This window comes from Aquiflexum sp. (assembly GCF_041751335.1).
GTDB lineage: Bacteria > Bacteroidota > Bacteroidia > Cytophagales > Cyclobacteriaceae > Aquiflexum.
In genome coordinates, this window is the sequence record NZ_JBGSXS010000167.1 from 26,454 (window position 1) to 43,719 (window position 17,266).

At 41.5% G+C, this 17,266-nt stretch carries 7 protein-coding genes; 2 read left to right on the forward strand and 5 right to left on the reverse strand.

Features of this window, described 5'->3' with window-relative positions; all coding sequences use genetic code 11:
* Window positions 1-9: 9 nt before the first annotated feature.
* From ACEW8U_RS09500 to ACEW8U_RS09515, 4 genes are all read right to left on the reverse strand, one after another.
* Window positions 10-3,849 (reverse strand): glycoside hydrolase family 2 TIM barrel-domain containing protein, encoded by a 3,840-nt coding sequence (locus ACEW8U_RS09500; protein WP_373521803.1) that lies wholly within the window; start codon window positions 3,847-3,849, stop codon window positions 10-12.
* Between the two features lie 184 nt (window positions 3,850-4,033).
* Window positions 4,034-5,539 (reverse strand): glycosyltransferase, encoded by a 1,506-nt coding sequence (locus tag ACEW8U_RS09505; protein ID WP_373521804.1) that lies wholly within the window; start codon window positions 5,537-5,539, stop codon window positions 4,034-4,036.
* A gap of 93 nt (window positions 5,540-5,632) precedes the next feature.
* Entirely contained in the window at window positions 5,633-7,321 is a 1,689-nt protein-coding gene (locus ACEW8U_RS09510; protein WP_373521805.1) for a hypothetical protein, read from the reverse strand.
* The gene (locus ACEW8U_RS09515) at window positions 7,321-8,385 is read right to left on the reverse strand and encodes an NAD-dependent epimerase/dehydratase family protein (RefSeq protein ID WP_373521806.1); all 1,065 of its coding nucleotides are present in this window, start codon (window positions 8,383-8,385) and stop codon (window positions 7,321-7,323) included. Before ACEW8U_RS09515 ends, ACEW8U_RS09510 begins: the two co-directional genes overlap by 1 nt.
* 697 nt (window positions 8,386-9,082) lie before the next feature.
* On the opposite strand from ACEW8U_RS09515, the gene ACEW8U_RS09520 reads away from it, so the two are divergent.
* Complete coding sequence (locus ACEW8U_RS09520; RefSeq protein ID WP_373521807.1) at window positions 9,083-12,031, forward strand: FAD-binding and (Fe-S)-binding domain-containing protein; 2,949 nt, start codon at window positions 9,083-9,085, stop codon at window positions 12,029-12,031.
* A 112-nt stretch (window positions 12,032-12,143) separates the two neighbouring features.
* Here ACEW8U_RS09520 and ACEW8U_RS09525 read toward each other — a convergent pair whose 3' ends face one another.
* The gene (locus ACEW8U_RS09525; protein ID WP_373521808.1) at window positions 12,144-13,655 is read right to left on the reverse strand and encodes a S8 family peptidase; all 1,512 of its coding nucleotides are present in this window, start codon (window positions 13,653-13,655) and stop codon (window positions 12,144-12,146) included.
* 390 nt (window positions 13,656-14,045) lie between these two features.
* Between ACEW8U_RS09525 and ACEW8U_RS09530 the strand changes: the two genes are divergently transcribed.
* Window positions 14,046-17,266 (forward strand): UvrD-helicase domain-containing protein (locus tag ACEW8U_RS09530; RefSeq protein ID WP_373521809.1); only part of this gene is annotated, 3,221 nt, incomplete at its 3' end.

The window sequence follows — 17,266 nt, forward strand, 5'->3', positions numbered from 1 at the left end:
GATTTTTACTCAATGCAAAGGTGAAAATTCAATTACAAAACGATAAGTTATCGCCGTTACCCGGTACTTTTCCAGGGTAGACCAGGCGGTATCTCCTACCCCAGAAACACGATAATCTGTATTTAGCGTAATAAACCCAGACTTTTTTAACTGGAAGGGATAAAGGGCCCTATCCAAGTGGTCCAGGTTGTATTCGTGTACACTGAAATTCATAGGTTCCGGAAAGGTAAAAGCCAATCCATTTCCATTGTGGTCTCTAAGAGAAAGAGATTGGACATCTGTCTTGTTACCATAATCCTGTGGAACAAGATAAGGAACGTATTCCCCAGCCACTTTTCCTGAATAAGTGCCGATTTTAGCTCCTGTTTTCCTGTCGGGATAGGTTTCAAATGGGCCGCGTCCGTACCATTCCAGGCTATTGATACTTTCAGGTAGTTCCCACTTTAGGCCCACTTTTGGCAACCATGTTGGAGGTAATCCCTCGGGTACAACAATCGTTTCCAAGCGTACCTTCCCATCACCAGTTATCAGGTATTTATATTGAATATCGAAGACGCAAAGTCGGTCGGGGGTTTTAGCGTTAGCACGGATGTTTACAGCAACAGTGGATTCATTGATCCTGAGGACCTCAAAGTCATCCAATTGATGATGCAGCTTGTTTAAACCAAATCTTCGCCAATAAACTTCATTACTGTAATCAGAGACCTTCGTGTCATATGCTTGGGAATGCATCCAGGGAGCCCAGCCGTTGATATCATTGGTAATAGGCGCACGCCAAAAATTAATCTGTGGACCCTGCTTTACCAATTCGCTCCCACCAGCTGACATGGATTGGAGTTTACCAGAGGTTATATCGAAATTGTACTGAAAATTAGACCCCTTGATTAACAAGGCTGTTGACGATTCCTCGATTTCTACTTTTTGGTAGCTGTTGCCTTCAATACCCTTAAAGTTTTTTATCACTGGCAAGGCAAATTGTTCCCAGGCTACTTCGTGCCCCTTCTCCGCCCATAATCCGTCTTCCTTTAAATGGAAAGAAACCAGCAGTTGATAGCTATCTTTCTCTGTTGGAGAGGGTGTTTGAAAGGGGATTTGTACCACATGCTGACCGCCGGGAGCAAGATCTAATGAAAGCGTTCCGTTTTGCAACACTTTTTGCTCTCCCTGCAATTGCCAGCGGCATTCCAGTTCACTCAAATTCGTAAAGTGAAAGCGATTGGTAATTTTAATCGTACCGTTTTCGATATCCAATGCTTCTACTTTCACGGGCTGTGCAGATTTTTTGACCTGCCAAAGCTCAGGTTGAATCTCCCGGTCGGGCCAAATCATCCCGTAAGTGTCACCTAATAGACCTGTCCAGAAGAATTTCCCGGCTTGTTCTTCTTCTTCAAAATCCAACCATAAAAGACTTTCCTGCTTTAGGGTCTCCTGCCCCAACTTTTCCAAGTCCTCTGGAGTAAAAGACCGCCGATAGATTCGAACGTCGTCCAAATAGCTATGAGCGAGCATGCCATTGTAATGTGAATCGTGAAATGCGGCGTTGCGCCCCAGGTTGACAGGGAAGTTGTTGGGCACGATCGACCCTTCGCATTTTTCCGATCCAACTTTTTTCCCATCAATGTACAATGTTAGGGATTTTCCATCGTAAGTGCCTACCAGATGATGCCAAGTGTTTGACCAATTCCCGGGAACACTGGCTTTCACCACAGTTTTAGCAGCTTTCCGTTGAAGAGGTCGTACGATTGGCTTATACTCTTCGTTCGGTAAGCGCCGTTCTGTTTTTTCCGTTGTGATATACAATTCCAGACGCCCTTTTTCCATTTGAACCAGCCCGAATTGTTGATCTCCTTTGGTAATAAAAGGATTGGTTTGAAAAAAATCCCCCGGTTTAACCCAACATTCCAAAGTCAATTGTTTGATCGTGTCAAAAACTTCATCCCGGTAAACTTGGATCCACTCATCATGTCCCGAAAGGTAGATTCCTTTTCCTACTTTTCCTTCTGTCAATTTTGCTCTTCCCAGAATAACGGTTTGGACGGCGCCTGGAGCATCATTTGAAAGCAAGCGGACTGGAACCTCTAGTCCTGGACCTACCCAATCCCAGATAGCACCACCGCTCAATCTTGGATACCGATAGATCAGATCCCAGTATTCATCCAGCCCACCTAGGCTGTTTCCAGAAGCACACAAATACTCATCCATAAAGGAAGGGCGACTGTCCTCGCCAGGATCCTGTTCAGCCAGTTCCTTCAGTTGAAATGGCTTCCAGTAACGAGGCCCTACAATGTCTTCGTAAGGAATTAAAAAAACATTGGCTCCGTACATCCAGAATGGCCGTGCAGGATCGAGCTTTTTTCCCTGTTCGATCACATATTTGAAATTATTGCCTGTACCGGATTCATTACCGGCACTCCAGAATACAATGGAAGGATGATTGCGATCGTGCAAAACCATTCTACGGCCCCGGTCAAGGAAGGCCTGTGTCCATTTGGGATCATAAGATAAACGGAGAAAACTATGGCATTCCAGTTCGGCTTCATTCACGATGTAGATACCGAATTGATCGGCGAGGTCGAGGTATTCATGTGAAGGTGGGTAATGGGAGGTTCGTACAAGGTTGATGTTGAATTGCTTCATCAGGGTAAAATCCTTGATGATCGTCTCAGTAGGAACAGCTTTTCCGTGAAGGGGGTGGTGCATAACGCTATTAACGCCGTTGAATTTCACTGCTGCGCCATTTATAAAAATCGCATTGCCTATTATTTCAACTTTTTTGAATCCTACATGAGGCGAATATGCCTCAATTGTCTCTCCATAGGAATCCAGTAATTCCAGACTCAATCTATATAGATTAGGAGCCTCTGAAGACCATTTGAGAGGATTTTCCACACGTGCCGTGAAAACAAGGCTGTCTGTTGTGCTCATAGCAATATCCGGTACTGCCTGTAGCAAAGGTTTGGCAAGGATCTGGTTTCCGGCTTGATCCAATAGATTGAGGCGAACTTGATAACCCGAATTTTCCTTAAGACCGTAGTTGGCCAAATCCACCCAAACTCTAAGATCTGCATGCTGATAGTTTTCATCCAAATCGGTGGTGATGTAGTAATCCCGCATGTGAAGTTTGGGTGCCGAAAACAAAGTGACTTCCCGAAAGATGCCGGAAAGGTGCCACATATCCATATTTTCTAGGTAAGTCCCATCCGAATAGCGATACACTCGAACGGCCAAAGTATTGTTCCCGGAACGGAGATAAGGCGTTACATTAAATTCTACAGGGGCGATCCCTCCCTGACTATAACCCACCTCCTTGCCATTCACCCAGATATAGGCAGCGGAGGTAACCCCTGCAAATCGGAGAAAGACTTCCCTTTCCGCCCAGTTTTCTGGAATCTGAAAAGTACGAAGGTATGATCCTATCGGATTATAATCATCAGGAACCCCTGGAGGATCGGTAGGGATGGGCAGTGCTATGTTTCGGAATTTTGGATGCCCAAATCCTTCCATTTGCCAGTGAGCGGGTACTTTAATATCGTCCCAATTTGAAGCCTCGAATCCTTCTGTAAAAAAATCAGCAGGTGCTTCTGAAGGCTTTGCTACCCACTTAAATTTCCAGGTCCCGTTCAGGGATTGATAATAAACGCAATTTTCACGCTGACCGGCTAAGGCCGCTGCCAGAGAAGTGTAAGGGATTATAGGAGTGTGACTTTCGGTTTGGTTTTTACTAAATATGGTTGGATCCTCGTATTCTTTAAAAGTAAAACTTTTGGATTCCCTTTTGGAAAAGAAAAATAGGGATAAAGCCAAGACCAGCACCAATAGTAACAAAGAAATGAAAATGCTTTTTCTCATCAAGTTTAGATTTTTTAAAAACAGTAATTTATTACATGTGGATTCCCAAAGATATTGGATTTATGGACTATCTGAGTGACGTTTCTGACTGCAGAAATATATATGTCTCAAAAGCGGAAACCCGACAGTAAGTTCATTATAACGTATATACAAGAAGCAGCAACTATCAATTTTAAGTGGTAACCTATTTGCCCTTAAACCCCCCGGCCCGCTTTTTCCTCCACAACTGTTTCAATACTTCCCAATATCCCCCCCCCACTTTCATCAAATGAAAAGATGATACTCCCATATCCGGGGTCCGGTTGATCCAGGAGATGGGGACCTCTTTGAGTTTAAAACCCATCAACAAGGGTTGTAAACCAGTTTCGGCATTGACCGAAAAACCGGGCTGGGTAAGTTCCAAACGATTGACAACCTCACGTCTCATCAGTTTAAGATTGTTGGTGAGATCTCGGAATTTGCGTCGCAGCAGTATTTGGGCGATGGAATGGAATCCCCGGTTTGCAATAATTTTCTGCACTGGATAATTGAGCAATACGCTGTGCCTGGAAAATCGGCTGCCAACCGCTACATCATATCCTTCGGCAATGGCATCGAATAGGTCGCGCAATTCGGGTAACAAATGTTGAAAATCACAATCCATGGTCAATACATACGATCCCTTAGAAGCATCAATCCCATCCTTGATAGCCCGTCCTACTCCATTTGGTGGTTTGCGGAATACAGGGCGGATAAGCGGATCTTCTGCTGCCATTTTCCGCAAGATTTCACCGGTGCTGTCCGTGCTGTTATCATCCACAGGAATAATTTCGTGCAAGTATTCGCCATAAAAACCCTTCAATCGGTAGATAAGTACGGGGATATTCATTTCCTCATTATGGCAGGGGATGACCACCGAAACCAAGCCTTTCAATTGGGGATGGTCCGCAAGAGAGGAGGGGGGATGTTCCACCTGCCGCGGCGGTTTTTGTACCCGCAATAGAATAGAACCGGCCAGCGTCTGAATCCTGGCAGTATTCTCCAGAATTATCGATAGGTTGCGCATCAGCCAGATAAGGCGCGGCGTCAGGGGTGCAAATACAAAATCATTGTAAACCGCAAAAACTCGGATAAAACCAAGTTCAGAGATGAGTTCGTAAAGTCTCCGCCGGCTCAATAGGTTTCGCGGATCACTGATGCCCAGTAACCTCCTAATTTTTAGCATCACATTCCAGGGATTACTTTCGTAAAAAATCACTTGTCCTCCTGGCTTGAGCAGATCATGGATTTTCTGTAACAACCAAGCACAGTTCTTGGAGTCCAGAAGGTCCATGGCTACAATAAAATCGAATTGCCGGCCTGCTAGTACATCCGTATGCTTGAATACATTGATAAATTCAACTTGATCAGTAAAATGGGTTGGTCGGATGTTTTCTTCTATAAAAGTGAGTGCGGTAATGGGGTTTTCCCCTCTGGAAACCTTCATCAACTGCTCGGTGAATAGACCGGCGCCACAGCCCAATTCTAGGATGTTTTGGTGTGGTAGCAGATGGACCAAATGCCGGAAGGTTTGTGCTCTCCACCAGAGCCGGTCTCGGCAGATAGGATCTTTTTTCTTCCAGTATTCATCTCGGTAAGTCTCCCTGATCCCTATGGGATATTGCGGAAAATCAAAGAGTATATCTTTTTTAACAGGGGCTGTAGCTTCCATTATTTTTTCTGGTTTCTTTAAAATTATACATTTTGCTACGTAAAAACTTTGAATTTTATTATGAAGTTATTTTATTCCACCCATACTATAAAATTAATTTACTACACTTTGTAACTTCTCCACCAATAAATAAGTGATGAATTCGTATGGCTCTATTTCCGTTATCCGGTACTCTGGATTATTTAGAATCTCATTTTCCATCCATTGAGGGCAATGTATGTTCTCCCAAAGTTTTGCTTGGTCTAGACCTTTAACTTTTTTGGGACAAGCTTTGTCATACACCGAATAATCCATGACTATGAAGCGATCGAATCGGCTTAAAAATGTTCCGCTTTCTACTACCTGATCCTGGATATGTTCCGGGTAATTTCTGAGAATGGCTGTCATATGTTTAAATTCCTGTGCACCGAACATTCCACTTCTACCTGACAGGGCACCCTCCTCATCGAGAATGAAATAATATTTTTCTGGTTGATTATCATTGAAAAGATTTTCCCAGAAATAATGGGAAAATTGACAGACTACCGGCAAATCAGGATGGGTTTTTAGCAATTGGGAACTTCCTGCGAGCCTTGGATTTTCCTTATAAGATATGCTTCTTATTAATGGAATACAGATGAGCGCAAGTAGAAATAGGAAAAGGATTAGACGGGAAATCAAATATCCTGTTGGCCAATTTCGTGGAAAGAAGATTTTTGAGATACCTTCTCGCTGAAAACCCATATTCTTAATAATGGGTTGGAAATTATGGACCAGAATAATTACTATTCCCAAACCAGTAGGCAAAAAGTACCTGTTCCAGAAGATTGGCTGCATGAATTTCGAAAGCAAGTAAACTCCAAGAGGTACGGTCACCCATGTGAAGGCTGCCAATAAAAGGTGCTTTGGGTCCGCAGGTTTTTCCTTACTAAGAATTATATCATTTTGTGGTCTTCGAATCAGAATGTACCCGAAGGCTACAATTAAAAATATCAGAATTAAGGTGCTGGGATTAAAGAAATTGTCACGGTAGAAATACAAATTCATCAGATCAACCTGTATCGGCTCAGGAATCCACCCCCTAGGTTTGCTTACCCCGATCTGAACAAAAAATGCAGGTAAATAAAACAGAAAGGTGAGCCAACTCCCTATAATTGTGAGGTAAACTTTTAGACGCAGTCCCAAATGAAAGAAATCATAAGCGATCAATGAAAGCAATAGTGCACCGCTGTAAAAAGTCCCGTGTAAATGGGTATTGATCAAAACTGCATGAGCTAAAAAATTGAGAAGAAGCAGCTTTCTTCCCGGTACCCGTGCCCTACAAATGCGGTCATACACAAAGAGGGCCAATGATGCATTTGCCAGATAAAGACCGTACATTCTGGCTTCAGCATTTTGCTCCAAAATCAATTGAGAGGTGCCAAAAAACAATGCCAATCCTATGGCCACTGGCCAAAATGAATAAAAGCGCCGCAGGATGACCCAGGCCAATACCAATGCCACACAGATTCCCAAAGCAGAAAAAAGACGCAGGGATAAGGCCGAATCACCGAAAAGCTGAGTCCAAGGCCAACCGATGAGGAAATACAAGGGCGGGGTATTGTTGATCTGATCGCTAAATGCATCCCACATGTGAAGGAAGGACGGATCTGAAAGCAGGAACCAAGAATATAGCTCGTCATTCCAAAAGATTTTTTTACCAGACATAATAATACATGAACTGATAAGGGAAACTAATATTGCCCCAAGAAAAAGTCCGTCTTTCAGGTACTTTTGTGAGTTTGTCTTGATGTCAATCTTCATTATGCCCATCTAAAGGAATTATTCCGGAAGATTTCCTCCAAAATACCGGGTACGTCATAGGTCAGTTTCCATTCCGGAAAATGCTCTTCAAACTTCCGGATTTGGCTGATCCACCAGATGTGGTCACCGATCCGATTGTCTTCTTCGTAGGTGTAAGCCAGTTTGTTTCCACTGATAGATTCGCAGATTTGAATAGCTTCTATCATCGAGCAATTGCTGAACCTGCCGCCTCCGATATTATAAACTTCCGCAATCTTGGGATTCCGATAAAAATGATAAAAAGCATTGATCAGGTCATAGCTATGAATATTATCCCTTACCTGCTTGCCTTTATACCCGAAAATGGTATAAGGTTTTTTGGTCATCGCGCATTTCATTAGGTATGAAAGGAAGCCATGTAACTGTGTTCCCGAATGGCTGGGACCTGTCAGGCAACCACCCCGGAAGCAGGCTGTTTTCATGGAGAAATATCTGCCGTATTCCTGCACAAGTATATCTGCGGCTACCTTGGATGCGCCGAAAAGCGAATGTTTAGTCTGATCGATGCTCATTGTTTCGTCAATTCCTTGGGCATAGTGGTGCGAACCGTCGATTTCCCAGCGCTGATCCTGTTCAAGCAAAGGTAGGCGGTTGGGGGTGTCGCCGTAAACTTTGTTGGTGGAACAGAAAATGAAAGTAGTGTTGGGAGCAAATTGACGGGTACATTCCAACAAGTTCAAGGTGCCATTAGCATTGACCGAAAAATCGGTATGGGGATCCTTAACAGCCCAGTCATGTGAGGGCTGCGCTGCTGCGTGGATGATGAGGTCGATGTCTTCCCGGTATTCCCGAAAGAGGTTGTCAACCGATTCCCGGTCACGGATATCAAGATTATGGTGAATATATTTGCTTCCAAACTGTTCGGTAAGTTGACGTCGGTTCCAGTCGGTAGAGGCATCATCGCCGAAAAAGACGCGGCGCATATCATTGTCTATGCCAGCAACAGTATATCCCAGATTACAAAAAAAACGCACTGCTTCCGAACCGACAAGTCCGGCAGCTCCTGTGACAAGGATGATTTTCATATGTTTTTATATTATATGATGGATGATTATTAAAAACTGTACTAAAGTATGTATGAAATTTCGAAAACAACATGGTTTAGCTAAAATATTATTAATAATCTTATTTTTTTCTATTAAGCCCTCAATCAGGCGTTTACCAATAATATCAAGTTTCCCTGACAAACTTTAAACCTTCATGTGGTCCTTTTATATTGACAGAATTATTCAAACCTTCTGCAATAATTCAATTTTGAATTGTAGGATATTCAATATAATAAACTGATTAGGTTTCATCTGTCTCCCAAGAAAAGGAACAATGGTTAATCAATAGTTTTTTATAAGAATAAGGGTATTTTTACTCGGACAGCTTGGAGGGGATCAGGACATAGGTATGGGTAGCTTTGATTGCCAATTTATTGTTTTCGGTAATTCATAGACAATGCAAAGAAGCTGAGCAGTTTGTTATCATCGAAAACATGGCAGCGAAAAACATGTATACCAACATTTCGCTGATAAAGCTTATCAGATCAGGTAGATTATCAGGTTTGGATAGGGACCTGAAAATAGTACAATTTGAATTGTTCAGTTTAAATACGGGGGGTGTTTTTCAAAATTCAAAAAATCCACCTTAATTAGGATTCCGGAAGGCTTTATTCCCAGTTTTAGAATTCAGTCGAATGACAGTATTTACCTTACATCTATTTCTTATTTTTGCTACATGACATTGACCAAACCGAACCTATTGCCTTTATTACAGAATCTGTCTACCCAATTGGAAGGTGAACTGAAATATGATTCCCTTACCAAAACACTTTATGCCACCGATGCCTCTGTGTATCGGGAAATGCCATTGGCGGTAGCTTTTCCAAAATCCGAATTGGATATCAATAAATTGATCCTTTTTGCCAAAGAACACAAAACCTCATTGATTCCCCGGACTGCGGGAACATCCTTGGCAGGTCAGTGTGTAGGGAACGGAATCGTAGTGGATGTTGCCAAACATTTTACCAAAATACTGGAATTCAACAAAGAGGAAAGATGGGTCCGTGTTCAGCCCGGAGTGGTGAGGGATGAGTTAAATAGGTATCTTAATCCACATGGGCTATTTTTCAGTCCGATCACATCTACTGCCAACAGGGCAATGATAGGAGGGATGGTAGGGAATAATTCCTCGGGAACAACATCCATCGTCTACGGAACTACAAGGGATAAAGTGCTGGAACTGAAAACATTTTTAAGTGATGGTTCCCAAGTGGTATTTGGTAAAATCAGCAAGGAAGATTTTCATGCGAAAGGTGAAATGGATTCTTTGGAAGGAAACCTATACCGCCAAGTAAATGAAGAGCTAACCAATCTGGAAAATCAAAAAAACATCATTGACCATTTTCCAAAAAAATCCATTCACAGAAGAAATACAGGCTATGCTGTGGATTCCTTATTGGATTCGGGAATATTTACTAAGGAGGGAGAGGCTTTTAATTTTTGCAAACTACTAAGTGGTTCCGAAGGAACATTGGCATTTACCACTGAAATCAAAATTTCTCTTGACCCCTTACCTGACCCTCTTGAAATTGTAGTTGCAGCGCATTTTGAGACCATCAACCAAAGTATGAGGGCGGCACAGGTCGCCATGAAACATCCTGCTACTGCTGTGGAACTGATGGATAAAATCATCCTAGACTGTACCAAGGAGAGTATTGAATACAGTAAAAACAGGTATTTCGTAGAAGGTGACCCCATGGCCATGTTGATGGTGGAATTCACCGGGAAAACAGAAGCAGAAGCTAGGGCCAAAGGAGATAAATTGATTGCAGACTTGAAAGCAGCTGGATTGGGTTATGCTTATCCTGTCATTGGTCCGGACTTGACTAAATCAGCATGGGCATTACGTTCTGCAGGATTGGGCTTGTTGGCAAATATTCCGGGGGATCCAAAAGCTGTGGCCTGCATTGAAGATACTGCGGTAGATATCGATGACCTTGCTGATTATATTGATGAGTTTGATAAGATGATGGAAGTCTACGGACAGAAACCAGTACATTATGCCCATGCGGGGGCTGGTGAAATCCATCTTCGACCCATACTTGATTTGAAGAAAAAATCAGATCAGGAGGATTTTTACAATATTTCTTTAGATGTTGCCAAACTTGTCAAAAAATACAAAGGTTCGCTAAGTGGTGAACATGGGGATGGACGTGTACGTGCTCCATTTATTCCTATGATGGTGGGGGAAGATAATTATCAACTTTTTAGAAGGATCAAATACAATTGGGATCCCGACAATATTTTCAATCCCGGTAAAATCGTGGATACAGCTCCAATGAATACCTCACTAAGGTATGAACCTGATATGGTGACTCCGATGCAAGATACTTTGATGGATTTTAGTCATGTAGGAGGATTTCTTCGATTGGCTGAAAAATGCAACGGATCGGGAGATTGCCGAAAACTGCCTGAATCAGGAGGTACCATGTGCCCTAGTTTTCAGGCTACCAGAAATGAGCGGGATACCACAAGGGGTAGAGCAAATACGCTACGGGAATTTTTGACCTTGGACAAAAAAGAAAATGCCTTTGACCATCCCGAAATCAAGGAAGCCTTGGATTTATGCCTTTCCTGCAAAGGCTGTACCTCAGAATGCCCTTCCAATGTGGACATGGCTTCTATGAAAGCAGAGTTTCTCTACCAATATCAAAAAATAAATGGGACGCCCCTACGCTCTAAAGCATTTGCACACATCAATGAATTAAATGGTCTTGCTTCGATTTTTCCGGGCTTGGCCAATTTTTCTTTATCAAATAGCCTGACAGGTGGTTTGATGAAGTCTTTGTTAGGAGTTGCACCAAATAGAAAGTTGCCGGAAATTTCCAAGGTGAGTTTGAGAAAGTGGTATAAAAAGCATTATTCATCGCTACCTGGCAAAACTCCTACTATCAAATCCTTTTATATGTTTGTCGATGAGTTCACCAACCACAATGATACTCAAATCGGAATTACCGCTATCAAATTGCTTAAAAAGCTTGGATATGAGGTGAAAATGGTTGATCATCAAGAAAGTGGACGTTCAGCCCTTTCCAAAGGCCTACTTGAAAAAGCAAAGAAACATGCTGAGGCCAATGTCAAGATCTTTCAGGACCTCATTGATGGAGACACGCCTTTGGTCGGGATTGAACCTTCTGCAATTTTAAGTTTTAGAGATGAATATCCCCGATTGGTAGGAAAGGATCTGGTTGAAGGTGCCAAAAAGCTAAAATTCCACACCTTAATTATTGATGAGTTTTTGGGAAGAGAAATAGCATCAGGAAATATCAAAGCAGATTCATTCACTGAGAAGGTTCAAAAAATAAAGCTTCATGGACACTGTCACCAAAAAGCACTATCTTCTTTGACTTGGACGCAAAAATTACTGAGTCTTCCCAAAAACTATTCTGTGGAGGTAATTCCTTCTGGATGCTGCGGGATGGCAGGTTCTTTTGGCTATGAAGCTGAGCATTATGATCTAAGCATGCAGATCGGGGAGATGATTTTGTTTCCAGCCGTTCGAAATTCAGATGAAAGTACAATGATCGCTGCCCCTGGCACCTCATGCCGACATCAAATAGCCGATGGCACTGGCAAAAAAGCCAAACATCCTGTGGAGATTTTGTGGGAGGCCATCAACCTTTAATTCCGCACTTGCGGAATCGAAGGTTTTCATTCTAGAAATGTCATAAAAGTTCTCAAAGAAGCGTTCCCCTAATCCTCAAGACCTTCGGGGTTTTGAAAACCCCAAAGGTCAATTAAATTTTTACTTTTCCTCTCGAAACCTTTTCCGCCATAATCAAAGCATTATAAGCATTGATCATTTTCCCTGACTTCGAAAGTTGTTCGAAAGGCAAAACATTCTCAGGATCTCCCGCCACCATTACTTTCAATTTTGGCTTAATCCCTGATTCCATGATGATTTTCTTTACATGTACTGCACTCAGTTGGGGATAATGGGAACGGATCAAAGCGGCCAAACCTGAAACCATAGGTGCAGCCATGGAAGTGCCTCCCTGAAATTCATATTCATTTTCCGGCATCGTAGAATAAATATCATCACCGGGTGCAAAAACATCTACGTTCATAGATCCATAATTTGAAAAAACAGCTACCAAATCTTCTCCAAAATAGGGAGTCAATGCGCCAACGGTTATTACATTGTCCACAAATTCCCGTCCCTTAATAAATTGGTGGTCATTGGGGAAATTTGGGTTGTTGGGATCATCCAGGTCATCCCCATCATTTCCTGCGGCCAATACAAATAAAACATCTTTAGATGCCGCATATTTTAATGCATCGTAAACCCATTCCGCATTTGGAGAAAAGGATTTGCCAAAACTAGCATTGATGATTTTAGCGCCATTATCTACCGCATATCGTATTCCCAAAGCAATATCTTTGTCGTATTCATCACCATCAGGGACAGCACGAATAGACATGATGGTAACATTTTCTGCGACCCCCTTTATGCCTAAGGAATTATCCCGTTTGGCAGCTATAATCCCTGCTACGTGAGTTGCATGGCTTTCATCCTTAACAAGGTTCTTTGGGTTGCCGTTACCATAGCCCAAGTCTGTGATATCATAAGGATCATCTCCCACTTTTTCCCGGCCGTCAAAGTCGATTTTCAAATGATAGTTCAAACGAGAATCCATTTGAGTAATTCCTTCGGCTATCATTTCTTTCAAGTCTTCAATATTATCACCATAGGATAACATTTCCTTTAAAAAAAATAGGATCTGTTCTGTCATCTCATTGTCAGGCTCAATCTTATTCAAATCAGCAGCTTCATAAGTAGATTTCCCCAATTCCCTGACAATAAATTTGTCAGCCTCCTCAAGGAAGAATACCATCCCCTGCATTTGCATTGAGCCTTCAGTGATCTCTTCTAATTCTTTCTCATGAGCAGCTTTGGCTTTTTGCTGAAAGAATTCATCTCCGATTCCTAACCTTAGGATTCTTGAATATTCTTCCTGTTCGTGATAAGATTCTCCAAGGAAATTATACCCATGGATATCATCCACGTAACCGTTGTTGTCATTATCTATACCGTTTCCTTGAATTTCCTTGAAATTTGACCAAAGTACATCGATTAAATCTTCGTGCTCCAAGTCCATACCCGAATCCAAAACTGCTACCGTCACAGGGGCACCTTTTTTATTTTTGATGATTTCCAAGTAGGCGCGGTTCAGACTCAAGCCGGGAATGGTGTCTTTTAGGAGATCAAGATGAAACCAGTTTTTCTTCTCCTCATCAGTAAGATCCACGGATTTGGAAATTGATTTCCCTCTATATTCTATTGGCTTTGGGAGTGGTGAGAGTGAACTACAAGCAGAGAAGAAAAAAATAAATACTACAAAAGTTGAAATTCTATTTAAAACAGCTGTATAATAATTGTTAATTGGGTTTATGGTCATAATCGGTATTGAATTATTAAAATAAAAGATTTCAAAAATAGTATTTCTTCCTACTAGTTTACATGATTTACCGAGGTTTTATTTGAGTGGAATAATCATATTTTTACAAAACCCATTTCTGCAACCTAAATGGATGATGTAATGATGAAAGGACTATTTCTTTTTTTAATTGACAATTGATGTCAGTAGTTTTTTTATCTCTCTATTTTCCCTTTGATTTGTTTAAATTGATTTTTGAATATGAAAAGCAGACCTTTTATCATCTATAAATCCTCGGCAGGATCGGGTAAAACTTACACACTTACCACAGAGTATCTCAAGTTAGCCTTGATTTCTCCTGAAAGTTTCAGGTCTATTTTGGCAGTGACTTTTACCAATAAAGCTACTCAGGAGATGAAGGAGCGGATTCTGAAGGAATTGAAGCGTTTGAAAACTGAGGTCAGACCTGATGAGAAAATGGATATTGAAATCCTATTTGCCTTGGGGGTGGGGGAGGATGAACTGAAAGTCCGTGCTGCCCAATCACTCACTGCCATACTTCATGATTATGGTCGGTTTTCAGTCAGTACCATTGATAGTTTTTTTCAGAAGGTGGTAAGGGCTTTTGCCCGTGAAATGGATCTCAGTGCCAAGTTTGAGGTGGAAATGGATCAGGATGATGTTCTGGATAGGGTGGTGGATCGGGTGATAGGCAAAGTCATGGAGGATAAGTTTTTGCATAAATGGTTGGTGGATTATGCCGTCGAACAAATTCAAAACGGAAAATCATGGGACATTAAAAAAAATATCAAATCTCTTGGAAGTCAGATTTTTCAGGAAGATTTTAAAAAGTATGGGACAGAAATCAAGGAGTTTTTAAAGGAAAATGAAAATGTGAATTACCTTCAAAAATATCTCAGAGATAGAAAAACGGAGATTATCGAAATCACCTTGCAACTTAAGGAAGAAGCTAATTACATACGGGAAGCCAATGGGCTACAGTGGACTGATTTCTCAGGAGGCTCTAGATCGTTTGCACTCAAATTCGATAAATTGGGAGACAGAATCCAACCGGTTTTAGAATTAAGTCCGACACAAGTCAATTTGTCCTATTCCGAAGAAGGTTGGTTTTCAAAAAGCAGCAAACAAATTGATGCTATTGTTACTGCCTATCACCAAGGTTTAGGTAATATTCTTGCCCAATTTGAACCACTGTTCATCAAATGGAATACCCTTGAAGCCATTTCCAAAAACTTATTTGTTTATGGGATATTCAGAAATTTATTGGAAGAACTTACGCAGGTCAAAGATGAGGAAAACATGTTGCTCATATCAGATGCCAACGAATTTCTCAAGGAGATCACCCGAGAAAATGATGCGCCATTTATTTATGAAAAAGTCGGAAACCAATATAAAAACTACCTGATTGATGAATTTCAAGATACCTCCGGTTTTCAATGGGCAAGTTTCAAACCACTTTTGGAAAACTCTCTTTCTCAGGGAAATACCAACCTGCTTGTTGGTGATGTCAAACAATCCATCTATCGTTGGAGAGGGGGGGAGATGAAATTGCTATTGGAACAGGTGGAAAGCGAAATAGGCAGCCAAAATATCGACCAAAGAGACTTGGATACCAATTTCAGGAGTTTGCCCAATATCATTGCGTTCAACAATGCACTTTTCAAAAAGTTACCTCAATCATTTGAGAATGTGGTGACCCATTCGTATCACGCTAAAGATGCCGGTATCATTTCCAAGGCATACCAGGATGTTTTTCAACATGTATCTCCAAAAAAAGCAGAATCTGATTATAAAGGTAAAGTCAGATTTGAATTTATAGATTTCAAGGAGAGTGAAGAAGAGGATGGGAAATTTGATGATCAGGTTTTAAAGAGATTGCCGCAAATAGTGATGGAACTGCAGGACAAAGGTTATGGACTGAAAGACATCGCTTTTTTGGTTAGGCGGAAATCAGAAGGTGAAGCAATAGCGGATTCATTGATGGCTTTTGCTTCTGAAAACTCTGAATTGGGATATCGATTTGATGTGCTGTCCGATGAATCTATGTACCTTCATAAATCCGCTTCGGTCAAAGCATTGGTTGCCGGGTTGAAATACCTGCATGATCCTGATGATAAGGTTCAATTTAAGACCATGTGGTATTACAGATCTGTCTTGCGGAATGAACCAATTGATCACGATCTTTTTGCTTTGGACAAAACGCCACTTCATTTAATTGAAAAAATTAAAGCCTTTCAAGAAAAGGAAAAAGCCTTATTGCAATTGCCCTTAATGGAAGCCTTGGAGGAATTGATCGCAGAATTGGACTTACAGAAAACGGGTATGGAAAAGGCTTATTTGTCCGGTTTCAAGGAAGCTGTTTTTGACTTTACGGCTAACAACAGGGCTGACCTGCCGGGCTTCTTGGCTTGGTGGGAGGAAAATCAAATCAAAAGGACCGTCAAAATTCCCGAAGGGCATGATGCCATGCGGATACTCACCATTCATAAGTCCAAAGGGCTACAGTTTAAGGTGGTATTGATGCCATTTTTGACATGGACCATTTTTGATACCAATAAAGGCAATGTCATATGGTCTCCTTTTGAAGATAAGGACAAAGGATTGGATGTCATTATTCCAATGAACCTGAACGCCAAATTGGCCAAGTCGGATTTCAAGGAAATATATGCAGAAGAGGCCATCATGGCCTATTTGGATAGCTTGAATATGATCTATGTGGCATTAACAAGAGCAGAAGAGGTGATTTGGGGCCTGTCCCCCTTTAAGCAGGAATTAAAGAAAGACACCTCTTTGAACTATTTGGAAATCCATCTGCAAATGTTGTTGAGCAACTCCTTGGATGAAACTGATGGACTTTCTCTTTCAGAATATTTTGATCTTGAATTAAAGACATTTGACTTTGGGCATTGGCCCCAAAAAGTAGTAAAAGAAAAAGAGGATTTTAAAACACCTGACCTTCGCTGGACCTATCAAAACTGGACTCAATTGCTTGAGGTCAAGCAATATGCTGTTGATTTTTCCAAAGAAGGATTGGATCAAAGGCAGAAGCGTGATTTTGGATTGTTAGTCCATGAGCTTCTGGAGAAGTCCCGAACCCATGCTGATATCAACATGCATTTGGAGGCGTTTTACTTTGAAGGGAGATTGGATGAAGGAGAAAAGAAAGAGGTGAGTAAGCAACTGGACAAATTATTCAGCAATCCTGTTTTTGCATCCTGGTTTGAAGGAGAGGGACAATTGATGGCTGAGCAGGGTATTATACTTCCCGATGGTTCTCAAAAGCGTCCTGACAGGATTATTCTAAAAGACAAAGAGGCAATTATTGTGGATTTTAAGACAGGTTATGAATTTGAGAAACATCAAAAACAGGTCAGAGAGTATATGGACTTGGTGGCATCTCTAAGTCAAAAGACTACAAAGGGTTATTTGTGCTATTTGGAAGACGGGAGAGTTGTAGAGGT

Coding starts and splice junctions, on each gene's coding strand:
- ACEW8U_RS09510 (WP_373521805.1), bottom strand. CDS start 7,321: ATGAAGATTGACATCAAGACAAACTCACAAAAGTACCTGAAAGACGGA.
- ACEW8U_RS09500 (WP_373521803.1), bottom strand. CDS start 3,849: ATGAGAAAAAGCATTTTCATTTCTTTGTTACTATTGGTGCTGGTCTTG.
- ACEW8U_RS09520 (WP_373521807.1), top strand. CDS start 9,083: ATGACATTGACCAAACCGAACCTATTGCCTTTATTACAGAATCTGTCT.
- ACEW8U_RS09515 (WP_373521806.1), bottom strand. CDS start 8,385: ATGAAAATCATCCTTGTCACAGGAGCTGCCGGACTTGTCGGTTCGGAA.
- ACEW8U_RS09505 (WP_373521804.1), bottom strand. CDS start 5,539: ATGGAAGCTACAGCCCCTGTTAAAAAAGATATACTCTTTGATTTTCCG.